Source organism: Pseudoalteromonas sp. B160 (assembly GCF_037162485.1).
In the GTDB taxonomy this organism is placed as follows: Bacteria; Pseudomonadota; Gammaproteobacteria; order Enterobacterales; family Alteromonadaceae; genus Pseudoalteromonas; species Pseudoalteromonas rhizosphaerae.
In genome coordinates, this window is the sequence record NZ_JARLUX010000001.1 from 2440033 (window position 1) to 2462478 (window position 22446).

A 22446-nucleotide genomic window follows, 5' to 3' on the forward strand; every position below is an offset into this window, starting at 1 on the left:
AAGTATGAATATAGTAAAAAATAAAAAACTAAGCATTGTCACTTTATTAAGTGCGGTGTGTTTGTCGTTTTCGGCTTGGGCCATTTCGTTAGATGATGCAAAAAATCAAGGGCTAGTTGGTGAGGATAGCTCGGGCTATTTAGGGCTTGTGGTGCAAAATGCAGAGGCAAAAGCGGTGGTTGATGAAATTAATGCAAAACGTAAAGCACAATATTTAAAGCTCGCTAAAAAGAACAACTTGTCGCTTTCTCAAGTAGAAGCGCTGGCAGCTGCTAAAACGATTGAGAAAACCCAATCGGGTCACTTTGTTGAAGTGAACGGAGAATGGGTTAAAAAGTAACATTTCTTTTTGCTAAAAGCTGAGTGACTAAGCGCTCGGCTTTTTGCATCCAGCAAGTAATTGTTGCCAAAAGTCGATGCCTTTTCGGCGAGCTAAATTGATGTTGTGATCTGGAATTGATTCAGGTTCATTATAATCATCAAGTGCTGCACTCATACTAGCCTCACGAATTAGATGTAAGGTAGGAAAAGGCGCGCGGTTAGTGTAATTTGCTGCATCATTGTCATCACTATCGGCAAACACATAGTCAGGATGAAAGTTGGCTATTTGATATTTACCTTCAAAGCCTTGGGCAACTAATAGCGCATTGGCTAAATCCACTAAATCTAAAAATTCCTCAAAGTCAGTAAAGCCTTGTTCAAACATCAATAATGTAGTCTCTCGAGTCGGTTGTTGATCAAGTTCAATACATTGTTCGATCATCTCCATCACAGCATCATCAATGCTGGTTGCTTGGCTAGTTTGATAATGAATGCAATTATTTTCAACTTCTTTACGGGCAAAGGGGCAAAAGTTATATTTAACAATGACATTAGCTACCCATAAGCGGGTTTGTTGTTCTGGTAAGGTTAATTTTGTTTGTTCAGTCATTGTGTGGCTCTAAAAATTTATTAATGATGGTGATCGTTTTCGCGATGGCGCCTTGGTTGTTAGCAACACATTGTGCTGCCTGTAGACCTAGCTGCTGGCAAAACGCTGGTTGCTGATGAAGCTCGTATAGTTGCTCCGCTAACTTCTTTGTATCGCTTACTTGTATACACCCACCTGATGCAATCAGTTCAGGGTAAACATGGTTGAAATTATAGGTATGCGGGCCTGTTAAAACACCGACAGAAAATGCCGCTGACTCGAGAGGGTTATGCCCGCCACGTGCAATTAAACTGCCGCCAATATAATTGATGTTGGCCATACCATATAAACATTGCAATTCACCTAAAGTATCAGCAAGGAGTACTTGCTCGCTTTGATAGTTATTTTTACTGCGGCGGCTAAAGCTCAATGGTGAGTCTTCAAGCAATGTGGCGACCTTATCAAATTGTTCTGGGTGGCGCGGCGCAATAACTAGCAGTGCATCTGGAATCTGTTTTAGCAGCTGCTGCTGAGCAGCTAATATCAGCTCATGCTCACTAGGGTGCGTGGAACCGGCAACCCAGATAAAACGCTGATTATTGTATTGGCTTTTTAGGGTGTCGACTTTGTCTAACTGCTCGCTAGTTGGCTTTATATCAAATTTAATTGAGCCAGTAATATGCACTTTTTGCTCATTGAGGCCAAGCTCAATAAAGCGTTTAGCGTCTTCATGATTATGACTAGCTAAAGCGGTAATTGATTGCATTATAACCTTAGTTAATGGCGCTACTTTTTGATAACCCTGTTGTGATTTTGCTGAAAGCCGCGCATTGAGTACCAGTACAGGAATATTCTGTTGTTTGCACTGCGCCATAAGATTAGGCCAAAGTTCGGTTTCTAAAATACACATTAACGTGGGTTTAACACGCTTTAAAAAGCGCGCTGTAGCACAAGGGTAATCAATAGGTAAATAGGCGCACTGTACCGAGTCTTTAAAATTATTATGTATTTGTTCACGGCCTGTAGGGGTATTACAGGTTATCATAAATGAGTTACTTGGCTGCTGGTATTGTAGCTCTTTAAGCAAAGGCGTTGCAGCAAGTACTTCACCAACTGAAGCGCAATGGATCACAATTAGATCATCTTTTAATACTGTACTTTCTTGTGAGGTGTTTTTTACTGTAATGAAGCCAAATCGTTCAGCAAAGTGCGCGCGATAACCTGCGTTCTTTTTACCTCTAAGTATATATAAATAAAAGGTTATGAGAGGACTTAGCAAATAAAGAATCAGTGAATAAAAAAAGCGTGCCATTTTTCAGCCTCGAATTATAAACACTAATGATAACGCGGATACACTTTAAGCAAAATGCGAAATTGTTAAAAAGCGTTAGAATAGAGAGTTTTGGGTGTTTAGTTACGGCTAATTTGGTAATATTTGCGTCCCTTAATGAAAAATATAGTCGTTATGAAATTCAAATTGATAAAAGCCGTGGTATTAACCAGTTTTATGAGTTGCGCATTGCCTTCACTTGCAACACCAACTGCTTACTTACCAATTGGCATGGATGCACAGCTTGATCATCAACTCGATACGTTATTTGCATTGACGTCAGGCACACCGATGACAAAGCCTTATCGCCTAAAGGAAGTTGAAGCGGCACTTACTAAATTGCAAAATGCACAGCCAAGTTTAGTCGCGGAAATACGTGCTAAAATTAAGCCTTATCAAGGCAGCGATAATATTACTCGAGTAGGTGTTAAGGTGCGTGCTGATGGCAGCAATGCAACCAAACTTGCCAATCAACGTGGTTTGAGCTCTGATGAGTGGGGGCAAGTATTCTTTGAGGGTATTTGGCGTCCTAATGACTATACCTTGATGCAAGTAGGTGTCGATTATCGCGCGAAGCAAAATAAATTTATTAATTATAATAGTTTTGTCAGCTTTGCTGGCGATGACTTGCAGTTAAATATTGGTTACAAAGAGCATTGGTTTTCGCCGTTCAAACAATCAGCTCAGATTGTTTCTACTAATGCCCGTACCTCGCCATCTATTTCATTAGGGATGGTGGCACCAGCTCATAATTGGTGGAACTTTGATTTTGAGCTTTACTATTCTGAGCTTGAGCATGTTGAAAAAGGCATATTATATCAAAATGAATTACATGATGGCACACCTCGTTTAGCTGGCACACATATTAGTTTAGAGCCTGTAGAGGGTTGGAAAATCGGCATTAATCGTATGATGCAATTTGGTGGTGGGCCTCGCGATGTTGGCTTTAGCGATGTAGTTGACGCCTTTTTTGATCCTGCCGGCAATGATAATGCAGGTATGGTTGAAGGAGGGCGTGATAATGAGCTGGGTGATCAATATGTCACGATTACCAGTAGTATTAATTTTGATTGGGGTATGCCCACCGAGTTTTATTTTGAATACGGTGGCGAAGATACTAAAAATCATAAAAATTACCAATTTGGCAACACGGTTGCAAATGTAGGCTTATTCTTACCGCAATTAACAAAAGAATTGTCGTTGAGATATGAATATACCAATATGCATAGTTTATGGTACGTAAATCAAGTTTACCCAACGTATGGCAATACCAAAGACGGATTTAGTACCGGTCACTTTGCAGCTGATCAGCGGTATTTAAACGAGCATGCCGAAGGGCCTTTAAATGTATATGCTGATGCGCCACCGACTCAAGTTCATTCCGTTGAGCTTGTTTATAATGAAAATTTTAGTTCTATGTGGCGTGCAAAAGTAACCAGCATTGAAAATAAAAGTAACTATTTAAATGAGTTTGGTCAAACTACGGCAGATTACGAAAAAGCCATTGAATTACAAATTAGTAACAACCGAAAGTGGCAAGAATATAATATTGAAACAACTTTAACTTACGGCGAAGATGTATTTGGTGATAACTATACGTGGTTGTCAGTGGCACTTTTTTGGTAGTAGCTAGTCAGACTAATTTTGAGAGGATTACCCATGTCTAATATTGATTCTGTAGCGAGCAGCTACCTTGAAAGTTTAACCCGTCACCAAGTATTGTTTGAAACGATGGAAACATATCACCCTCAAGTAATGCAATTGCTTGAAGTTTGCCACAGTACTTTGCAAGCTGGTGGAAAAGTAGTTTGGTTTGGTAATGGTGGCAGCGCAGCAGATGCTCAGCATTTAGCAGCAGAGTTCGTCGTACGCTACAAATTAGAACGTGGTCCATTAGCATCTATGGCGCTAACAACCGACACTTCCATCTTAACTGCGCATAGTAATGACTATCACTTTGACACAGTTTTTGAGCGTCAAGTTCTTGCGTTATGTAAGCCTGAGGATTTAGTGATTGGTTTAACTACCTCTGGTACTAGCGCTAATATTAATTTAGCGTTAGCTGCTGCAAATGAAATAGGTGCTTATACAGTTGCATTTACAGGCCGCGATGGCGGTAAAGTAAAAGATATCGCTAAATTATCCATTATTATTAAAGATGACGAAACCGCACGTATTCAAGAAGCACATATGTTTATTGGTCATTGGTTATGTGAAGCCATTGATATGGTTGTAGCGGGGCAGAGTTAATGGATTTAGCGTTATTAAAAAAACTGTCTAACGCTAAAATATTAGTGGTTGGGGATGTGATGCTTGACCGTTATTGGCATGGTGATTCAGGGCGCATATCGCCAGAAGCACCTGTGCCTATAGTTAAAGTAAGTAAATTTGAAGATAAAGCCGGTGGCGCCGCAAACGTGGCAAAAAATATTGCCCGTTTAGATGGTAAAGTTGGCTTGTTGGGTTTAATTGGTGAAGATGAAAGCGGCCAAATATTAGAGCGAATTCTTGCTGATGAACGTATAGATTCACAATTAGTCAGTGTTTGTGATTTGCCAACTATTTCAAAAATGCGTGTGATTAGCCGTCATCAACAAGTCGTTAGACTTGACTTAGAAGAGATGTTTACTGAGCAACACAGTCAACTACTTTTAAACCGTCTGGAATTAGTATTAGATGAGTACGACTTTGTCTTGTTCTCAGATTATAACAAAGGCTCATTAAGCTTGATCCAGCAAATGATAAAACTTGCTAAAGGTGCTGGAAAAACAGTTCTAATTGATCCTAAATCCTCAGACTTAAACTTATATCGCGGTGCTGATTTTATTACTCCTAACTTGAATGAATTCAAGCTTGCCGGTGGTAAAACAGATTCGGAACAGCATTTAGCAGACAGTGCTCGAGCACTGATCAGCAATGCAGGGATCGCGGCCATGCTATTGACTCGCTCAGAGCAAGGTATGTCACTTATTAGTGCCGATGAAAAACACGATTTTGCAGCGCAACAGCTTGAAGTCAGTGATGTTACTGGCGCTGGTGATACTGTTATTGCAACTCTGGCGGTGATGTTAGGTGCAGGAATGCAGCCTAAAGATGCTGTGGAAATTGCTAACCTTGCGGCTGGAATTGCAGTGAGTAAATTAGGGGCAGCCACGGTATCGCCTGAAGAGTTAAGTCGTAAGTTAGGTCAATACTTACAAAAAACCGGCGAGCATTATCAAACCCCATTTGATGATGTGCTTCAGCATATTGAGTTTGCAAAGCAAAATGGTGAAACTATCGTGTTCACCAATGGTTGTTTTGACATTTTACATGCGGGGCATGTGCGTTACTTAGCACAAGCCAAAGCACGTGGAGATCGTCTAGTCGTCGGTTTAAATAATGATGAATCAATAACGCGTTTAAAAGGTCCTGAGCGCCCTATTAACCCGCTTGATGAGCGTGCTATGGTGCTGAGCGCTTTGGCATCAGTTGATTGGGTAATTCCATTTGGTGCAGTTGAAGAAAACGATACACCCGCTAAATTAATTGAGCTGATCAGTCCTGATATCTTAGTAAAGGGTGGAGATTACACTGTTGAACAAATTGCAGGCGCTGATCATGTACTTCGCCATGGCGGAAAAGTTGAAGTATTTGAGTTTTTAAATGGCTGCTCTACGTCAAAAGTGATCAGTAAAATAAAGGCTTAACGGCTATATTTTAAGAGTGGACTGGTATGCTGTGTATAACTGCTGCCAGTCTGTAGTTTGCCAATGCATTACTTTATTTCGGCCTTGCTCTTTATGAAACGAACGAGCAAGGCGGGTCATATTAGCTTGTTGCCAATTACTGGCGGGGAGTTTTAGTTCACCGCGGTCAAAGTCAATAATGTATATCTCGCCCGTTTCATCAAATAGAATGTTGTTAATATTCAAATCAGCGTGATACACCCCATGATTATGAAAATCCGCAATCGTGTGTGCTACTTTAATTAACTCTTGTGCGCTAAAGGGACGTTGTTTTAATATATCAAGCACACTTTGTGCGCCTGCAACAGCTTGAGTAATTATATCGCCACGGTAAATTAAGCCAGCTTGCGATATTTTAGCTGCAATCGGCTTTGGTACATTTAGACCTAATTCGCACAGTTTCATCATTAATGAAAACTCTTGGTAAACACGGGTTTTTTCCAGTCCAAAAAACACATATTGATCACTTAGCACTTTACCCACTAAACCGCCACGCCAATAATGCCTGAGCACTGCTGTTAGCCCGTTATGGCAGAAAAACCATGCAGTTGCGCGACCTTTTTTGGCGCCGACAATTTTTCCTTGCTGCTGCCAATATTCATTATCAAACCAATTTAAGCTAATTTCGGCACTATGCTCAGGATGGCTTAAAATAATGTGTTCATTGATGGTTTGCTGGTTAAACATAGCGTACTTATTTTATTGCAGGTGATAGTGCTATCTTAACCTGTTTTAAAGCCGAGCATAAGTGCTTGCAATAGTGGGTGGTTAATTTAAGATCATGATAATTATCCAGCATAAAGCAAAGGACACCTGTGACTGACTCAACCACCTATTCAGATATTTGTATTTTAAGACTCTCAGCAATTGGTGATGTTTGCCATGGCGTATCTGCAGTGCAGGCAATTCAAAAAGCGCACCCCAATGCAAAAGTTACCTGGGTGGTCGGCAAAATTGAAGCCATGTTACTAGCTGATTTACCCGGTGTTGAGCTGGTGGTGTTTGATAAAAAACAAGGCAAAGCAGCCTATCAGCAATTAAAACAACAATTTAAAGGGCGTAAGTTTGATGTGTTGCTGCATATGCAAGTGGCACTTCGAGCTAACTTAGTGGCGCGTTGTATTCCTGCAAAAGTTAAAATTGGTTTTGATTGGGCGCGCTCAAAAGAATTGCATAGCTTGTTTATTAACCAGCGCATTGCACCACAGCAGCAGGCTCATGTGTTAGAAGGCTTTAAAGGCTTTGCGCAGGCGATAGGTGTACCTGATTATCAACCAAACTGGCAAGTGCCAGTCAGCGAACATGATCAAAGTAATGCTGATGAATTACTTGGTACGGAGCGATTAGAGGGGCGAATTTTTGTGATTTCTCCAGCTGCCAGTAAAAAAGAACGCAATTGGCTGGCTGAACGCTATGCTAAGCTTGCAGAACATGCCTACAAGCAAGGGTTTCATGTGGTGATTACGGGTGGCCCGACAGAGCTTGAAGTGACGCTCAGTGATGACATTATTGCAGCCACTACAACGCCAATCCTTAATTTAGTGGGTAAAACCAAACTCAAAGAGTTGCTTTGCGTACTTAAACGAGCTGCATTGGTATTAGCACCTGATACAGGCCCTGCTCATATGGCCGTCACCGTAGGCACTCCCGTTATTGGTTTATATGCCCACTCAAACCCGAAACGCACTGGACCCTATTTATATCAAAATTACGTGGTTGAGGTATATCACCAAAACTTACTCAAGCAAACTGGTAAAACCGCTGAGCGATTACCTTGGGGTACGCGGGTTAAAGGCAGTGATCTAATGAGCCAAATAAGTGTTGATGAAGTAGCTTTGATGTTTGACCTTGTGGTTGAGAAAGAGCAATTATGAGCAATATCAATAAAGCCTTATTTTTAGACCGTGATGGCGTGGTTAATATCGATCATGGTTATGTTTATGAGTCGGATAAATTTGAATTTGTGCCAGGCGTATTTACTGCATGTAAGGCGTTTGCTGATGCAGGCTATAAACTGATCATAGTGACTAATCAATCTGGTATTGGCCGTGGTTACTATTCAGAGGCGGATTTTCACGCTTTAACACAGTGGATGATAGCCCAATTTGCTGCGCATCAAGTAAAGGTGACGGATGTTTACTTTTGCCCACACCACCCGAAAAAAGCATTACCCGAATACCTCAAAGAGTGTGATTGTCGTAAACCAGCTCCGGGCATGTTACTGCAAGGCATCGCTGATCATCATATCAATCCAGCTTGCAGCATTATGGTTGGAGACAAACTAAGCGACATGCAAGCGGCAAGTAAAGCGGTTATTGGCACTCGGGTGCTTGTACGATCCGGGCAGGAGTTTGATGCGGTAGCCATCGACTCGGCAGATCATGTTTGTGATTCGTTAGCAGACTTACCCTCAATACTGCTATAGCCCAATGTAAACTGGCAGCATAAGTTGTCAGTTCCTTATTTCTGCGATGAACTACAAACAGTGCATTTGTTTGACTAAACTTTTACAATAGCCACAAAGATGAGCCGTGTTAACTTAAGTACGCTCACCCCGTTCAATAATTTGGAGATTACAGATGAGAGCATCTGCGTTTTTTACTCAGCTTCAGCAGCAAATTGAAGATGTAAAAGCCGAAGGCTTATATAAAAATGAGCGTATTATTACTTCGCAGCAGCAAGCACAAATTCAAGTTGCTTCTGGTGATAAAGTTATTAACTTCTGTGCAAATAATTACTTAGGTTTAGCGAATAGCCCTGAGCTGATTCAGGCTGCACAAAACGGCTTAAATGACCATGGCTTTGGTGTTGCGTCAGTACGCTTTATTTGTGGTACACAAGACATTCATAAAACATTAGAGAAGAAGATCAGTGAATTTTTAGAAACTGAAGACACGATTTTATATTCATCATGTTTTGATGCCAATACCGGTTTATTTGAAACAATTTTAGGCGCTGATGATGCGATTATCTCTGATTCGTTAAATCATGCTTCTATCATTGATGGCGTTCGTTTATGTAAAGCAAAGCGCTTCCGTTATGCAAATAATGATATGGCAGATCTTGAAAAGCAATTGATTGCTGCCGATGAAGCGGGTTCAAAAACAAAATTAATCGCCACCGATGGTGTGTTCTCAATGGATGGGGTTATTTGTAATCTTGAAGCGGTCTGTGACCTTGCTGATAAATACAATGCACTTGTTATGGTTGATGACTCTCATGCCGTTGGCTTTGTCGGTGAAAACGGCAAAGGCACACCTGAGTACTGCAACGTGCTAGACCGTGTTGATATTATTACCGGCACTTTAGGTAAGGCGCTTGGCGGTGCATCGGGTGGTTATACATCAGGTAAAAAAGAAATAGTTGAATGGTTACGCCAGCGCTCTCGCCCATATTTATTCTCAAACTCATTAGCGCCTTCAATCGTTACAGCATCAATCAAAGTATTAGAAATGCTCGAAAATGGCAGTGAATTGCGTGCTAAGTTATGGTCAAACGCTAAATACTTCCGTGAGCAAATGGAAGCGGCTGGATTTACCTGTGCGGGTAAAGATCACGCGATTATTCCAGTAATGTTAGGTGATGCTAAAGTTGCGTCGGCAATGGCTGATAAGTTATTAGCAGAAGGCATTTACGTCACTGGTTTTTCATTCCCAGTGGTGCCAAAAGGCCAAGCGCGTATTCGTACACAAATTTCTGCTGCGCACAGCATTGAGCAATTAGATACCGCAATTGACGCCTTTACCCGTATTGGTAAAGAAATGGGCATTATCTAATTAATTTATTTTAAACCGTTGCCTTCGCAGCGGTTTTTTTATTGAGTGTGATTCATGAAAGCATTATCTAAATTAAAAGCAGAACCAGGTATTTGGATGACGGATGCGCCAAAACCTGAAGTTGGGCATAACGATTTATTAATCAAAATTCGTAAAACCGCTATTTGTGGTACTGACGTACATATTTATAAGTGGGATGAGTGGGCGCAAAACACCATTCCTACGCCTATGGTAGTAGGTCATGAATATGTCGGTGAAGTGGTTGATATGGGTCAAGAAGTTCGCGGTTTTAGTGTTGGTGACCGAGTATCGGGCGAAGGGCATATTACCTGTGGCCATTGTCGTAACTGTCGCGCTGGGCGTGTTCATTTATGCCGTAACACCACTGGTGTAGGTGTTAACCGCGAGGGGGCTTTTGCCGAGTATTTAGTGATCCCAGCGTTTAATGCATTTAAAATTCCAGACAATATCAGTGATGAGTTAGCTTCTATTTTTGACCCATTCGGTAATGCAGTACACACAGCACTGTCATTCGATTTAGTGGGTGAAGATGTCTTGATCACAGGTGCAGGCCCAATTGGTATTATGGCTGCTGCAGTTGCAAAACATGTTGGCGCACGTCATGTAGTGATCACCGATGTCAATGAATACCGATTAGACCTTGCGCGTAAAATGGGCGCAACGCGTGCAGTTAATGTGGCTAATGAAAAGCTTGAAGATATTATTAAAGAGCTTGGTATGACAGAAGGCTTTGATATTGGTCTAGAAATGTCAGGCGTACCGGTTGCATTTAATAGCATGTTAAATAACATGAATCACGGTGGTAAAATTGCCATGCTAGGTATTCCACCATCTGATATGGCGGTTGATTGGAACCAAGTGATTTTTAAAGGCTTAGTGATCAAAGGGATTTATGGCCGTGAAATGTTTGAGACCTGGTACAAAATGGCCAGTCTTATTCAGTCAGGGCTCGATCTAAACCCAATCATCACTCATCAATATTCAATAGATGACTTCCAAGCTGGCTTTGATATGATGATTTCAGGCCAATCGGGGAAAGTAATTCTTAACTGGAATTAATTATCCACTTGTTAAGAGAATTAAAGGCGGCATTTGTCGCCTTTTTTGTAATTATAAGAGAGTACTATGGCATTTAAGCATATTTCAATTACCGAAACTCAAGCACTACTTAATAAAGATGATGTCGTGATTGCTGATATTCGCGATCCTAATTCGTATCAAGCAGGGCATATTCCGGGTTCAGAGCATTTATCAAATGCCAATATTGGCGAATTTATGATGAACAAAGAGTTTGATCAGCCAATTATTATTGTTTGTTATCATGGTATGAGCTCACAAGGCGCAGCCAGCTACTTAGCTGAGCAAGGCTTTGAAGATGTATACAGTATGGATGGTGGTTTTACCCAGTGGGAAACCCAATTGCCGGAGCAAGTGGAACGATGATCGAACTGGGTAGTATAAATAATCCACGTGCAGCACAAGGCTTTATTGATTATATAAAAAGCCAAGGCTTACAGGGCGAGCTTCGATCGCAAGATGGAAAAACGGTAATTATTTGTGTTGCCCCAGAGCATTTCCATCAAGCTCAGCCATTATGGCAAGCGTTTGTAGAAAACCCCAATCATGCCCGTTATCAAGAGGCATCTTGGCAAGTAGGAAGTACGCAGTCACCGTTGAGCTATCAAGGCCAAGAATTAAATTTAAAAGCACGCTTTAAGTCATTGAGCTGGTTAAACCAAACGGTCACTTTATTATGTGTAGGTATTTACATTGCCTTCTTACTCGGTGGCTTTGAGTCAATTTATAGCGTATTACAGTTTAAACCCGATCAACCATTAACTTGGCTTACACCTGCAATTGTGCATTTTACTGCTGTGCACTTAGTGTTTAATATTATGTGGTGGATCATGCTAGGCGATGGTATTGAAAAGCTCAGTGGTAAAAGTACTTTAGTAGGTCTTTTTTTAGTGACCGCGCTATTTAGTAATTGGGCTGAGTTTATTATGGTTGGCCCTAACTTTGGCGGCTTAAGTGGCGTTGTTTATGGTTTACTTGGGTTTTGTTGGATCCATCGGGCATTGAACCCGCAACAACCGGCTTTAGTAACTAATGGTATTATTGGTTTTATGCTGATTTGGCTGGTACTAGGCTTTGCTGACATGTTGTTTGTAAGTATGGCTAACTGGGCGCACTTAGGTGGGCTATTAAGCGGTATGGCTTACGCGTTTACCGCTCAATTGTTTACTAAAAAAACAGCTTAAGATACTCAGTTATATAAGTACTTAGTGATATAAATATTTAGTAAATAATACTTCGCGAATGATCTCTTGCCCTGTTTCTTGTTTTAACAGGGTTTTGAGTTTTTCGGCACAACGCTTTCTGATCTCTTCACGGCCGGTGAGTGATTTAATTTTTTCTTCAGGCTCTTTTGATAAAATTTCTACCAATGCATCTCTAAGTAACGGGGTGTGATGCTCAACAATAGCAATGTTTGACATATCACTGAGCATTAAATCTACAGTAATACGCACATAACCTAACTTTTTATTACTCTGACCAATATAGTTGGTAATGATATCGGGTTCGAAACCAAAGTAGCCCACAGTTGATTCAGCTTTGCTTGCAAAGCTGCTAAACAAGCTAATAAAGAAAGTGCTAATTAATATGCCAGCGTAAAGCGTTTTTTTCATATTCAGTAGAGAGCCCTGTAATTAATTGTTATTAGTCTATACGTAATAATGGCTAAGATACAGGCTGATGCAGCTATTATATTCATTAATCATCACTTTTTCCCCGACGCGGGCAGTGGTATCATTTAAAGGGTTATTATTAAATAGAGTTATCGTGATCACATTTCCTGTTTCTGTAACTGCGGATTGGCAGTTAGGTACATCAATCAATTCTTTGTCTTGTAACGAGCAAGACTGGCTACTTGAGCCCAACTCACTGACGGCTAAATTAAAAACACAGTGTGTTGAATTCTCTGTAAAAGTGCTTAGTGAGAAAGAGTTTGAATTGAGTATTTCACAACAACAATTATTAGATTGTTCACAACGTATTGGTATTAATCGTGAGGTTTTGTTGCTTTGTGATGGCATCCCTATGGTATACGCACAAAGCTGGCTGCCTGCCACCGATGATATGCAACAACAGCAACTATTGGCACTGGGTAATCGGCCTTTAGGTGATGTTATTTTTCAACATCCGGACTTAAAACGTACCGAAATTGAAATAGCGCGTTTTGATTGTCAGCACCCAGTACAGCAACTTGTTAGCCAATACTCTGTAGTTGTAAAACCCTTGTGGGGGCGTCGCAGTATTTTTTCGTTGGCGCAAAGCCGTTTTTTAGTAGCTGAAATATTTTTACCAGAGGCTTATCTATATCTATGAAATTTGCCGCCTTGCACATTGCTCATATACCGTATTATAAGCAGTTAATGCGCACCGATAAGCCTATCGGTACTTTATTGCTATTGTGGCCTACATATTGGGCATTGTGGCTTGCAAGTGATGGTATGCCAAGCCTACTTAATTTTGTGGTATTTAGCTTTGGTGTATTTGTTATGCGCAGCGCAGGTTGTGTTATTAATGATTACGCTGATCGTAAAATTGATGGCGCGGTAAAACGCACAGCACAAAGACCCTTAGCTTCTGGCTTGGTGAGTAGTGGCGAAGCATTAAGCTTATTTTTGTTGCTTATCATAATTGCTTTCATACTGGTGTTGTTACTCAGTTGGCAAACCATATTATTGTCAGTCGGGGCATTGCTATTGGCATTTAGCTACCCATTTATGAAACGTTACACTAATTTACCGCAAATAGTGCTTGGTGCAGCTTTTGGTTGGGCTATTCCGATGGCTTTTATGGCTGCAACAGGTACTATCCCACTGCTTGGCTGGTTGTTATTTATCGCTAATATTGCGTGGACTACGGCATACGATACTATGTATGCCATGGTAGACGAGAGATGATGATTTGAAAATTGGCGTAAAGTCTACAGCGATATTGTTTGGTAGTGCCGATCGAATCATTATTTTTGCGCTAAATGGTGTATTTATAGGTTTGTTGGCTTTAATTGGTTATACGAGTCAATTAGCAATGCCGTATTGGCTTGGTCTATGTGTGGCATGTGGCTTTTTGGTTTACCAACAATTTCTAATTCATAGTCGTAATAGAGAGCATTGTTTTAAAGCTTTTTTAAATAACCATTATGTCGGTATGGTCGTTTTTATTGGCTTAGTGGCGTCCTTGCCATTTAATCTATAGTGTTAGCGAGGTGGATCAATGACACCACTGATTGAAGTGTTTTTCCTAAACCAACCCGCAACTGAATAGCGATTATCAATTGTCGGCAGTACTTCATGCATAAAGCGTTCGCTTTCAAACATTACGAACGTACCAGCTTTAGGCTGAATAGTGATTTCAACGTCTTTACTTTTAGGTTTGTAAATCACTAACTCACCACCAGATTGCACTGTATTTAAGTAAAATACAGTAGTAAATACACGGTTCGATCGCCCTTTAAATGCGTCGTAATGCTTTTTATAAAAGTCGCCATGCTGGTATTTCGCATAGTGACACTCATAATCAAATAAACCCAAAAAGAAATAACGATTCAAGTTTACTCTAATATCTTCTAGCGCATTTTGATAATCAATTTGAGCTTGGCTACTACCATCAAACCAAAAGGTCTTGTCGGTGCGTATACTCTTGTCTATTTGTAAATCCTGCTGACGGCCAATTCCTGCTGATTTAAAATTGGGGTTGATACAATAACAATCTTCTATCAACGCGTTAGTCAGTGTTTCATCAAACATATTTTCGATCACGGCGTAGCCATGAGTTTCTATGTCAGTTAAATAACGTCCAGGGATCAGGTTAAGGCTCATTAATTGTACTATATAGCAGGGAAGGCGCGTAGTTTAGCTTAAAATGATGCAAAGGTACTACTGAAGATTTAGAAACCAAGCCAGAGTTCTGCTTTAGGCTTGGTTTTCATGCTGTTACTTAAGAATTAATTGATAACGCTGTCTTTTCTATTAATGACAGGAGCTGGTTTATTGGGTCGTCAGCAGTAACTTGCTGGCTGGTTTGTACAATCAATTGCTCATGAGCTAAGTTCTTATTGGTTTTTAACTGGAGCAGATTATTATTCTCTGCGACCGAACTTGCATGTTCAATACTGCTAATTGCAACATGGTTTGATTTACACAACCCGTCCATTACTTGCTCAATACTGCCAACTTTTATACTGCTGCTCTTGTTCAAACTATCGACAGCCTCATTCAGCATAGCTTGAATTTGTTTTGATTGTGAAAAACAACTATACATAGGGTAATCTTTTAAATCTTGTTTGCAAAGATTGTTCTTATTCGCAAGAGGATGACTTTTTGCAACGAATAAAATAAGTTGATCAGGTAAGTGTATGTCATTGCCAATACTATTAACTGCTTGCGAACAAACGCTAATATCAATTTCACCTAACTGTAGCTTACGCACCAACTCACTTTGTTCTTGTAGTTGCATTTCAATTTTTACATGAGGGTATTGTGCTAGAAATTGGCCACATGAAATAGGCACTATTGCACTTGCATGATTGGTATAGCCAATTACCAATTTCTCATTGGCGCAGCCATTAATTGATTGGAATAAACGCTTTTTAGTTTCTTCGAGCTTGCTTAAAGTGTCTTGTGCGTACTCTAAAAACAGCTCACCTTCAGTTGTTAGTTTCACTGAGCGGGTCGAGCGTTTAACTAATTCATAGCCAACTTCGTCCTCTAAGGTTTGAATGCTGCGAGTCAATGCTGAGGTGCTAATTTTGGTTGTTTCGGCCGCTTGGCGAAAATGTCGTAGCTGACCTAAAGCCACAAATTGCTCTAATTGTTCAAATCTCACTTTTATAGTCCTTTGTATAAGTAAGCCGCACTACTGGCGAACATAATTGATATTAATTTAATGGATAGTAATCCATTGTACCCAATTTGAAAAGTGTATTTCACATAATTTTTACAACTATCAGTTAGGGTAACGCTCTTTTATCTCCAAAAAAAGTGCTAAATTGTTAAGAAATATGTCCACAAGTTTAGGTTCAAACTGTTTGCCACTCTGCTCCTTGAGCAAATCGAGCACCTCTTCAAGTGGCCAAGCTTTTTTGTAGCAACGATCACTGCCAAGGGCATCAAAAACATCCGCTAGAGCTGTAATACGGCCAACAATATGAATATCTTTACCTGCAAGTTGATTTGGGTAGCCAGAGCCGTCCCATTTTTCATGATGTGTATACGCAATGATTGAACCACACTTTAAGATTTCATTATTCGAACTCTTCAGAATATCATAACCAACTTCGGCGTGAGTTTGCATAATGGCCCACTCTTGATCATCCAGCTTACCGGGTTTATTGAGAATATGATCTGGAATACTTATTTTTCCAATATCGTGTAAGGGTGAGGCGAGTTTTATCACTTCACACTCAAAGTTATTTAAGCCATATAACTTACCTAACAGTTCACTATAGTGCGCAACTCTTTTAACATGTGAACCGGTTTCTTTTGAACGTTTTTCAACGGCTTCACCGAGAATATATGATAGCTCTTTTTGCGAATCCTTCATCATTTCGCGTAATTTCAGGTTATCGTAAGCCAGAGCAATATTGTTGGCAAAAAACTCCAAAAGTTGATAATCGGTGGTTCCTAATAACGAGCCTTTACGTACATACAGCATTGTTTCGAGGCCTGCCTGAGTTGGAAAATAGCCAATGTAGTCATGCATGGTTTTTTGGGATGATTTGCGATTGTGTGCCTCAACAAATAATTGCTTTACATCTTCGGGGATCATATTGGCATTAGGTTCAGGCTCAACACCAGAGGCTGCCAGTAGCTTAAAATCAGTGGCAGGAGATGTTTGTTGGTTAACAGCTGCTGCACAATAAATTTCAGTGTCATCTAAGCCCATAACATTGGTTACATGGGATAAAATTGTTGATGCAAATTCATGGACACTATCACATTTTAAAAATGAGCTAGAAGCGTTGATTATTTTTTCAAGACCTTTTCTATGACGCTCAATAATTTGAATATCACGATGTGAACGCAGAGCTGAATACAATAATGTTTTCATTTTTATTGCCGTCAGCTCAGTTTTATTTTTGTAATCGTTAATGTCGTATTCACGTATCACAGCTTCTTCAGGGGCTTCGCCAGGTTGACCTGTTCGAAGAATAAGGCGGATGTCGTGGTTATTGATATCATCACGGATAAATTTTATTAGGTCTAAACCCGCATGGCTAGTTTCCATGACTACATCAATTAGGCCAACCGAAAAATCGAGATCTTGTTGTAATAATTCTTTTGCGGCTTGCGCTGAGTAAGCATGGTGCAAACATAAGGCTTTATCTTCAAAAGTAAATCCTGATAACACAAGCTTAGTGACTTGGTGAATATCATCTTCATCATCGACCACGAGAATATTCCAAAACGCCTGTGGTGACTGAGTTTCTGACTCTTCAATGGCATTTTCTGAAAATAAAAAGTCGTTCACATTTACACCTTTAGTTTTATCATTCTCCTAAATAGTATAGTGCTTGTTTTTTAGTCTGCCTTGTTGCTCAGTGGTTTTTTTTCAATGTTTTTAAGTTCAATTTCAATTGCGTCACATGAAATATGTATTTCATATAAAGAGGTTAACAACGATAGAGCAAGGCAGGCTAGGCTAATACCAAATAAAATTACGCCAGTGGTTTTAAACTCGATAAATAATGCAAACATTGAAAGTGTACACATTAAAAAAGATGCAACGCCATAGACTTGCATGGTTCTAATGAGTCTAATGCGTTTTCTCAAGTTAGTTATTTGCGCAACGACTAATGGTCGAATAGTCTCTCCTTCGCGGGCGTTAAGTTCACGAATTAATTGTGCTAGCACTAAAAACCGGTTGGTATATGCTAATAACAACAAAGAGATTGCAGGGAACAGCAGTCCAGGTGTTGTGAGGGTCATGATTATTTCCTATATAACAATTACTTCGCTTAGAGTAGCTTAGGGTAATTTAATCGCAAAGTAAAAGAGGTTGTCATTGCAAAATAGAATAAATAACAACAATACAGAGCAAACACCATTTCAATGGTTAACAATCTATTGCGCTGCAAATGCGGTAGAGGCAAACATTGTCAAAGGGTTATTACTCAACAGCAATATTGAGTGCCAGTTACTTGGTGAGTCCTTGCAAGGAGCTGCTGGCGAAATACCTTTGAGATCAAACTCAAGTGAGAGTGCAGGTTTTTGTGATTAAAGAGCGCCAGGCGCGGCAAATATTGGTAAACTACACTCAAGTACAACAATCCGCTCCTGATTGGGTATGCCCCAACTGTAATGAGCATAATGGGCCAACATTTGAAATTTGTTGGTCTTGTAGGACACCAAATAATGACTAAAGCGAATAATTTTCAGCGTATAAGAGAGCTTAACTATTTGCAGCAAGCGGTATTGGCAGCAGCATTAATTGAACGCATGCTACCTAATTATGGTTTATTTAGTGAAGCAACAGGATTTGGTGACGAAGCTATTTTACGCAGTGCACTTAATTTGTGTTGGGAAAAAATCTTACTGCCGAAAAGTAAAATAAGCCTTGAAAAGCAAATTGAGAAAATAGAGCCTAATGTTCCAGAACTCGCTGATTTTGATATGTTCGGTACTTATCCTGCTATAGATGCCGCCACTGCCTTATTAGGTTTAATGCATGGTTTAATTGCCAAAGATGAGCAAGAATTTATCAGCATTAGTAAAATCTCTCAGGCGACTGTTGCGCGTTTTATTGAATATCAATTAACGGTTGAAGGTGAGCTGGCTGATAATACAGCGGTACGTGAACATCCGTTAATGCAATACGAAATTGAAGTGTTAGGCGAGTTAATTGATTTTGTTGAGCAGATGGGCAGAGTAACAGCTGAAAATGTGAAAGCGTTAAAGCAACATGCTATCGCTGATGGACAAACAAACATTGGTATTACACTTTAAGTAACCAAAACTCTGATTAAGAGATTTATTTTAAGAATTTAAAAGTGCCAAAGGGCATGGGAGAAAACTGCAGTGCGAATTTTAGGCATTGAATCGTCGTGTGATGAAACGGGAATTGCAATCTATGATGATGAACAAGGTCTACTTGCTCATCAACTCTATAGCCAAGTAAAAGTGCATGCAGATTATGGCGGTGTAGTGCCTGAACTTGCATCTCGAGATCATGTTCGTAAAACCTTGCCATTAATCGATGCTGCTTTTGCACAGGCCGGTTGCAGACCTGAAGATATCGATGGCATTGCTTACACTGCAGGCCCAGGACTGGTGGGAGCATTATTAGTGGGTACTTCAATTGGACGCTCACTTGCCTATGGGTGGAATATTCCAGCAGTGGCTGTTCATCATATGGAGGGCCATCTACTGGCGCCAATGCTTGAAGAAAACGTGCCTGAATTTCCGTTTATTGCTTTACTCGTATCAGGTGGACACACCATGATGGTTAAAGTCGCTGGGATTGGTCAGTATGAAGTATTGGGTGAATCGGTAGATGATGCTGCAGGCGAAGCATTTGATAAAACAGCTAAGTTACTTGGTTTAGATTACCCTGGTGGGCCACGGTTAGCTAAACTTGCTGAGCAAGGTGTTCCTAAGCGCTTTATTTTCCCACGACCAATGACAGATAAACCGGGCCTTGACTTTAGTTTTAGCGGCTTGAAAACGGCGGCTGCAATTACTATTCGTAATAATGACGATGATCAGCAAACCAAAGCCGATATCGCTCATGCGTTTCAAACCGCAGTTATTGATACATTAGTTATTAAATGTAAGCGTGCTTTAAAGCAAACGGGTATAAATCGCTTAGTAATTGCCGGTGGTGTAAGCGCCAATATACAGCTACGTGCGCAACTAGAGCGTGTAATGCAAGGCATGAAAGGACAGGTTTATTATCCGCGCACAGAGTTTTGTACTGACAATGGTGCCATGATCGCCTATGCGGGTATGCAGCGCTTAAAGGCTGGGCAGTTTGCCAGCCTTGATATGAAAACGAAACCACGTTGGCCGATAGATAGTTTAGAGGCTATTTAAATTTAAGTATTGTTATCATCTTTAGTTGGTGGCGTTTTTTTGTCACCAATTTTAGGTTCTTTGCCACTAAATAAACGTTTAATATTGGCGTGGTGGCGAAAGATAATCAAAATAGTTAAAAATGTTACTGGTAAGGTATAAAGCGGTTTGATCCACCAAGTGTATAATGGCGCTAAAGAAACGGCAACTAATGCCCCAAGTGACGAATAGCGTGTAATAGCAACAACAGCCACCCAGGTTGAAATTAATAACCCGCCTAACAACAAGCCAATGGGTAGCAATGTTCCAAATGCAGTTGCAACTGCTTTACCGCCTTTAAAGTGAAAGAATACCGGAAACATATGTCCTAAACACGCAGCAACCCCTATCAATCCCAGCATTAGTGGTTCAAGTTGTAAAAAATAAGCGCCCCAGACAGGAATAGTCCCTTTGAGAATATCAAACACTAAGACTAAGCAGGCTGGAACAGCGCCACCAAGACGATAAACATTAGTTGCGCCAGGGTTGTTTGAGCCATTGCTGCGAGGATCGGGTAGTTTAAATAGCCGAGACACTAAAATGGCTGATGAAATCGACCCGAGTAAATAGGCTAAAACTAACATTAAAACGGCTATCACGCGCTTCCTTATTTTTTAATCGCAGTTTTTCGGCTATCATTGGCCGCAAAAATTGCATTCATACTTTTCGTGGTTCAAATAGCAGATACATAATGTATCTATACGCTTATATCATATGGGTAATTTTTACATGATGTACCTATAGGCTATTGTATGGGTAATTTTTACATAATAAAACACAGTTAAAGTGTATAAAGGCTATAAATGCAAATTATAGCCGATGTAGACTCAAGTCAATGAGTTTTAAGTTTTTGCCAGTTGGAGCAGTTATGGATAAGGTTTTTATATCGCAACTACATGTTGACACTATCATAGGCGTGTACGATTTTGAAAAAGAAACTAAACAGAGTTTGTATTTTGATATCGAGATGCTGTGTGATATTAAACCCGCAGCAAAAACCGATGACATTGCCTTAGCACTTGATTACGCAAAGGTAAGTGAGAGAGTAATCGCGCACACGACAGCAAAGCCTGTTGAGTTATTGGAGACCTTAGTAGAGCAACTAGCGGCTATCATTTTAACCGAGTTTGCTACAACACAGGTTACCATTCGAGTTAGTAAACCCGCAGCCGTCGCGCAAGCACGCACTGTAGGTGTTGAAATTACCCGACTCAAGGCACGTTAAGATGGCGCAAATTTATATTAGCCTTGGCTCTAATGTTGATAAAGAACATTATATCCGCCAAGCGTTAATCGCCCTAAAAGCACACCTTGTAGAATTCGAGCATTCCAGTGTCTTTGAAAGCGAAGCAGTTGGCTTTGCAGGTAATAATTTTTACAACTCAGTCATTGGTGCACAAACACAGATACCGCTTCCCCAGTTATGTCAGTTACTCAAACAGATTGAACGAGAGAATGGTCGTACAAATAACGATAAAAAATTTAGCCCGCGTACACTCGATCTAGATTTACTGTTTTACGATGATGTAGTGTGTGATTCTCCTGCACAGTTACCCCGTGATGAAATCACCAAAAATGCCTTTGTCCTGCAGCCATTGGCAGAAATAGCCCCCGATTTTTATCATCCTACAGCAAAGCAAACAATTGCCCAGTTGTGGAATACTTACAACAACCCTAAGCAAAAACTATGGAAGGTGGAGTTTACTAACCCATGAGTATTATCGAAATTATTGTTTTAGCCCTGATCCAGGGATTAACTGAGTTTTTACCTATTTCAAGCTCAGCTCATCTCATTCTCCCTTCACAAATTCTTGGTTGGCAAGATCAAGGCCTTGCCTTCGATGTTGCGGTGCACGTTGGTACCTTGATTGCGGTGGTGATTTATTTCCGCAAAGAAGTGGTAGAAATACTTGCGGCATGGTTTAAATCATTTGGTGCACAAGGTGCAACAGATGATAGTAAACTTGGCTGGTGGATTATTTTAGGCACTATACCAGCCGCTGTACTGGGTTTAATTTTTAAAGACTTAATCGAGCTCTATTTACGCAGTGCGTGGGTAATTGCAATCACCACTATTTTGTTTGGCTTATTACTTTGGTATGCCGACGTAAAAGGTAAGCAAACTAAAACAATTTATCAATTAACTTGGAAATCAGCACTGATGATCGGTATGGCGCAAGCGATGGCGATGATCCCTGGTACGTCACGCTCGGGTATTACTATGACCGCCGGTTTAATGCTGGGGATGAATAAACAAAGCGCTGCGCGTTTTTCATTTTTACTCGCAATTCCAGTGATCTCAATGATGGGCTTGTATTACACCATTGAGCTGGCATTAGGGGATCATGTAGTTGATTGGACAACGTTAATTTTAGGTGCCGGTTTATCGTTTATCTCTGCGTATGCGTGTATTTTCCTGTTCTTAAAAATAATTGAACGTATGGGGATGATGCCATTTGTTATCTATCGATTATTATTGGGCGTAGGTTTAATTGTATTTTTGATGATGTAGCACTGCGTTTATTAAAGATAAATAAAAACGCCTTAGCTCAATGAGCTAAGG

At 40.3% G+C, this 22446-nt stretch carries 25 protein-coding genes and 2 pseudogenes; 18 read left to right on the forward strand and 9 right to left on the reverse strand.

The window, feature by feature from the left end; genetic code table 11:
- Positions 1-4 precede the first annotated feature (4 nt).
- The gene (locus P4S61_RS11360; protein WP_145235043.1) at positions 5-340 is read left to right on the forward strand and encodes a YdbL family protein; all 336 of its coding nucleotides are present in this window, start codon (positions 5-7) and stop codon (positions 338-340) included.
- Positions 341-367: 27 nt separating this feature from the next.
- Here P4S61_RS11360 and P4S61_RS11365 read toward each other — a convergent pair whose 3' ends face one another.
- Together P4S61_RS11365 and waaA are read right to left on the reverse strand one after the other, a co-directional pair.
- Complete coding sequence (locus tag P4S61_RS11365) at positions 368-931, reverse strand: DUF1415 domain-containing protein (protein WP_145235046.1); 564 nt, start codon at positions 929-931, stop codon at positions 368-370.
- Complete coding sequence (waaA, locus tag P4S61_RS11370) at positions 924-2222, reverse strand: lipid IV(A) 3-deoxy-D-manno-octulosonic acid transferase (protein ID WP_182760249.1); 1299 nt, start codon at positions 2220-2222, stop codon at positions 924-926. The genes P4S61_RS11365 and waaA overlap by 8 nt, the downstream gene beginning before the upstream one ends.
- 153 nt (positions 2223-2375) lie before the next feature.
- Between waaA and P4S61_RS11375 the strand changes: the two genes are divergently transcribed.
- The 3 genes from P4S61_RS11375 to hldE are packed head-to-tail and all read left to right on the forward strand — an operon-like array spanning position 2376 to position 5929.
- Positions 2376-3866, forward strand: coding sequence for a capsule assembly Wzi family protein (locus P4S61_RS11375; RefSeq protein WP_337118290.1), 1491 nt, complete (start codon positions 2376-2378; stop codon positions 3864-3866).
- Between the two features lie 33 nt (positions 3867-3899).
- Complete coding sequence (locus tag P4S61_RS11380) at positions 3900-4490, forward strand: SIS domain-containing protein (RefSeq protein ID WP_145235052.1); 591 nt, start codon at positions 3900-3902, stop codon at positions 4488-4490.
- Complete coding sequence (hldE, locus tag P4S61_RS11385) at positions 4490-5929, forward strand: bifunctional D-glycero-beta-D-manno-heptose-7-phosphate kinase/D-glycero-beta-D-manno-heptose 1-phosphate adenylyltransferase HldE (RefSeq protein WP_337118291.1); 1440 nt, start codon at positions 4490-4492, stop codon at positions 5927-5929. Before P4S61_RS11380 ends, hldE begins: the two co-directional genes overlap by 1 nt.
- A gap of 3 nt (positions 5930-5932) precedes the next feature.
- On the opposite strand, the gene P4S61_RS11390 is transcribed toward hldE, so the two are convergent.
- Positions 5933-6655 carry a 3-deoxy-D-manno-octulosonic acid kinase gene (locus P4S61_RS11390; RefSeq protein WP_337118292.1) on the reverse strand — a complete coding sequence of 241 codons (723 nt, stop codon included), beginning with the start codon at positions 6653-6655 and terminating at the stop codon, positions 5933-5935.
- A gap of 128 nt (positions 6656-6783) precedes the next feature.
- On the opposite strand from P4S61_RS11390, the gene P4S61_RS11395 reads away from it, so the two are divergent.
- The 6 genes from P4S61_RS11395 to glpG all read left to right on the forward strand — a co-directional run bounded on the left by P4S61_RS11395 (position 6784) and on the right by glpG (position 12026).
- Positions 6784-7842 (forward strand): glycosyltransferase family 9 protein, encoded by a 1059-nt coding sequence (locus P4S61_RS11395; protein ID WP_337118293.1) that lies wholly within the window; start codon positions 6784-6786, stop codon positions 7840-7842.
- Positions 7839-8393, forward strand: a complete 555-nt coding sequence (gmhB, locus tag P4S61_RS11400) for a D-glycero-beta-D-manno-heptose 1,7-bisphosphate 7-phosphatase (RefSeq protein ID WP_182735366.1) — start codon at positions 7839-7841, stop codon at positions 8391-8393. The genes P4S61_RS11395 and gmhB overlap by 4 nt, the downstream gene beginning before the upstream one ends.
- Before the next feature lie 154 nt (positions 8394-8547).
- A complete protein-coding gene (locus tag P4S61_RS11405) occupies positions 8548-9744 on the forward strand; it encodes a glycine C-acetyltransferase (RefSeq protein WP_337118294.1) in 1197 nt (398 codons plus the stop codon).
- Positions 9745-9798: 54 nt separating this feature from the next.
- Positions 9799-10824 carry an L-threonine 3-dehydrogenase gene (gene tdh, locus P4S61_RS11410; protein ID WP_145235065.1) on the forward strand — a complete coding sequence of 342 codons (1026 nt, stop codon included), beginning with the start codon at positions 9799-9801 and terminating at the stop codon, positions 10822-10824.
- Positions 10825-10890: 66 nt separating this feature from the next.
- The gene (gene glpE, locus P4S61_RS11415; protein WP_145235068.1) at positions 10891-11208 is read left to right on the forward strand and encodes a thiosulfate sulfurtransferase GlpE; all 318 of its coding nucleotides are present in this window, start codon (positions 10891-10893) and stop codon (positions 11206-11208) included.
- Positions 11205-12026, forward strand: a complete 822-nt coding sequence (glpG, locus tag P4S61_RS11420) for a rhomboid family intramembrane serine protease GlpG (RefSeq protein ID WP_182731773.1) — start codon at positions 11205-11207, stop codon at positions 12024-12026. The genes glpE and glpG overlap by 4 nt, the downstream gene beginning before the upstream one ends.
- 21 nt (positions 12027-12047) lie before the next feature.
- Here glpG and P4S61_RS11425 read toward each other — a convergent pair whose 3' ends face one another.
- On the reverse strand, positions 12048-12455 hold the full coding sequence (locus tag P4S61_RS11425; protein WP_145235070.1) for a flagellar basal body-associated protein FliL: 408 nt from the start codon (positions 12453-12455) through the stop codon (positions 12048-12050).
- 154 nt (positions 12456-12609) lie between these two features.
- Between P4S61_RS11425 and P4S61_RS11430 the strand changes: the two genes are divergently transcribed.
- Together P4S61_RS11430 and ubiA are read left to right on the forward strand one after the other, a co-directional pair.
- Positions 12610-13155, forward strand: a complete 546-nt coding sequence (locus tag P4S61_RS11430; RefSeq protein WP_145235072.1) for a chorismate--pyruvate lyase family protein — start codon at positions 12610-12612, stop codon at positions 13153-13155.
- A pseudogene (gene ubiA / locus P4S61_RS11435) lies at positions 13152-14031 on the forward strand (4-hydroxybenzoate octaprenyltransferase). Before P4S61_RS11430 ends, ubiA begins: the two are co-directional and overlap by 4 nt.
- A gap of 2 nt (positions 14032-14033) precedes the next feature.
- On the opposite strand, the gene P4S61_RS11440 reads toward ubiA, so the two are convergent.
- The 4 genes from P4S61_RS11440 to P4S61_RS11455 form a co-directional block, all read right to left on the reverse strand.
- Positions 14034-14654 (reverse strand): 2OG-Fe(II) oxygenase, encoded by a 621-nt coding sequence (locus tag P4S61_RS11440; protein WP_145235076.1) that lies wholly within the window; start codon positions 14652-14654, stop codon positions 14034-14036.
- Positions 14655-14772: 118 nt separating this feature from the next.
- The gene (locus tag P4S61_RS11445; RefSeq protein WP_337118295.1) at positions 14773-15660 is read right to left on the reverse strand and encodes a LysR family transcriptional regulator; all 888 of its coding nucleotides are present in this window, start codon (positions 15658-15660) and stop codon (positions 14773-14775) included.
- A 120-nt stretch (positions 15661-15780) separates the two neighbouring features.
- Positions 15781-17304: a DUF3369 domain-containing protein gene (locus P4S61_RS11450; protein WP_145235080.1), complete on the reverse strand. Its 1524-nt coding sequence runs from the start codon at positions 17302-17304 to the stop codon at positions 15781-15783.
- A gap of 50 nt (positions 17305-17354) precedes the next feature.
- Positions 17355-17762, reverse strand: coding sequence for a DUF2721 domain-containing protein (locus P4S61_RS11455; protein ID WP_145235083.1), 408 nt, complete (start codon positions 17760-17762; stop codon positions 17355-17357).
- A 76-nt stretch (positions 17763-17838) separates the two neighbouring features.
- Between P4S61_RS11455 and P4S61_RS11460 the strand changes: the two are divergent.
- From P4S61_RS11460 to tsaD, 3 genes and pseudogenes are all read left to right on the forward strand, one after another.
- Positions 17839-18196, forward strand: a pseudogene (locus tag P4S61_RS11460) (putative signal transducing protein).
- Positions 18189-18779 (forward strand): YjaG family protein, encoded by a 591-nt coding sequence (locus tag P4S61_RS11465; protein WP_145235087.1) that lies wholly within the window; start codon positions 18189-18191, stop codon positions 18777-18779. Before P4S61_RS11460 ends, P4S61_RS11465 begins: the two are co-directional and overlap by 8 nt.
- A gap of 72 nt (positions 18780-18851) precedes the next feature.
- On the forward strand, positions 18852-19865 hold the full coding sequence (gene tsaD, locus P4S61_RS11470) for a tRNA (adenosine(37)-N6)-threonylcarbamoyltransferase complex transferase subunit TsaD (RefSeq protein ID WP_337118296.1): 1014 nt from the start codon (positions 18852-18854) through the stop codon (positions 19863-19865).
- A 2-nt stretch (positions 19866-19867) separates the two neighbouring features.
- Here the strand turns inward: tsaD and plsY are convergent, their stop codons facing one another.
- Complete coding sequence (gene plsY / locus P4S61_RS11475) at positions 19868-20482, reverse strand: glycerol-3-phosphate 1-O-acyltransferase PlsY (protein WP_145235091.1); 615 nt, start codon at positions 20480-20482, stop codon at positions 19868-19870.
- Between the two features lie 269 nt (positions 20483-20751).
- Between plsY and folB the strand changes: the two genes are divergently transcribed.
- From folB to P4S61_RS11490, 3 genes are read left to right on the forward strand one after another with little or no spacing between them, the layout of a single operon-like run.
- A complete protein-coding gene (gene folB / locus P4S61_RS11480; protein WP_145235093.1) occupies positions 20752-21108 on the forward strand; it encodes a dihydroneopterin aldolase in 357 nt (118 codons plus the stop codon).
- A gap of 1 nt (position 21109) precedes the next feature.
- Positions 21110-21598, forward strand: a complete 489-nt coding sequence (folK, locus tag P4S61_RS11485) for a 2-amino-4-hydroxy-6-hydroxymethyldihydropteridine diphosphokinase (RefSeq protein ID WP_145235095.1) — start codon at positions 21110-21112, stop codon at positions 21596-21598.
- Positions 21595-22395, forward strand: a complete 801-nt coding sequence (locus P4S61_RS11490; RefSeq protein WP_145235097.1) for an undecaprenyl-diphosphate phosphatase — start codon at positions 21595-21597, stop codon at positions 22393-22395. The genes folK and P4S61_RS11490 overlap by 4 nt, the downstream gene beginning before the upstream one ends.
- The last annotated feature ends 51 nt before the right edge of the window (positions 22396-22446 follow it).

Bases quoted from the DNA above. Each gene is read 5' to 3' on its own strand.
- P4S61_RS11365 (WP_145235046.1), bottom strand. From the start codon at position 931: ATGACTGAACAAACAAAATTAACCTTACCAGAACAACAAACCCGCTTA.
- P4S61_RS11490 (WP_145235097.1), top strand. From the start codon at position 21,595: ATGAGTATTATCGAAATTATTGTTTTAGCCCTGATCCAGGGATTAACT.
- glpG (WP_182731773.1), top strand. From the start codon at position 11,205: ATGATCGAACTGGGTAGTATAAATAATCCACGTGCAGCACAAGGCTTT.
- P4S61_RS11405 (WP_337118294.1), top strand. From the start codon at position 8,548: ATGAGAGCATCTGCGTTTTTTACTCAGCTTCAGCAGCAAATTGAAGAT.
- folB (WP_145235093.1), top strand. From the start codon at position 20,752: ATGGATAAGGTTTTTATATCGCAACTACATGTTGACACTATCATAGGC.
- waaA (WP_182760249.1), bottom strand. From the start codon at position 2,222: ATGGCACGCTTTTTTTATTCACTGATTCTTTATTTGCTAAGTCCTCTC.
- gmhB (WP_182735366.1), top strand. From the start codon at position 7,839: ATGAGCAATATCAATAAAGCCTTATTTTTAGACCGTGATGGCGTGGTT.
- P4S61_RS11455 (WP_145235083.1), bottom strand. From the start codon at position 17,762: ATGACCCTCACAACACCTGGACTGCTGTTCCCTGCAATCTCTTTGTTG.
- folK (WP_145235095.1), top strand. From the start codon at position 21,110: ATGGCGCAAATTTATATTAGCCTTGGCTCTAATGTTGATAAAGAACAT.
- P4S61_RS11390 (WP_337118292.1), bottom strand. From the start codon at position 6,655: ATGTTTAACCAGCAAACCATCAATGAACACATTATTTTAAGCCATCCT.
- tdh (WP_145235065.1), top strand. From the start codon at position 9,799: ATGAAAGCATTATCTAAATTAAAAGCAGAACCAGGTATTTGGATGACG.
- P4S61_RS11375 (WP_337118290.1), top strand. From the start codon at position 2,376: ATGAAATTCAAATTGATAAAAGCCGTGGTATTAACCAGTTTTATGAGT.
- P4S61_RS11380 (WP_145235052.1), top strand. From the start codon at position 3,900: ATGTCTAATATTGATTCTGTAGCGAGCAGCTACCTTGAAAGTTTAACC.
- P4S61_RS11360 (WP_145235043.1), top strand. From the start codon at position 5: ATGAATATAGTAAAAAATAAAAAACTAAGCATTGTCACTTTATTAAGT.
- hldE (WP_337118291.1), top strand. From the start codon at position 4,490: ATGGATTTAGCGTTATTAAAAAAACTGTCTAACGCTAAAATATTAGTG.
- P4S61_RS11425 (WP_145235070.1), bottom strand. From the start codon at position 12,455: ATGAAAAAAACGCTTTACGCTGGCATATTAATTAGCACTTTCTTTATT.
- glpE (WP_145235068.1), top strand. From the start codon at position 10,891: ATGGCATTTAAGCATATTTCAATTACCGAAACTCAAGCACTACTTAAT.
- P4S61_RS11465 (WP_145235087.1), top strand. From the start codon at position 18,189: ATGACTAAAGCGAATAATTTTCAGCGTATAAGAGAGCTTAACTATTTG.
- P4S61_RS11440 (WP_145235076.1), bottom strand. From the start codon at position 14,654: ATGAGCCTTAACCTGATCCCTGGACGTTATTTAACTGACATAGAAACT.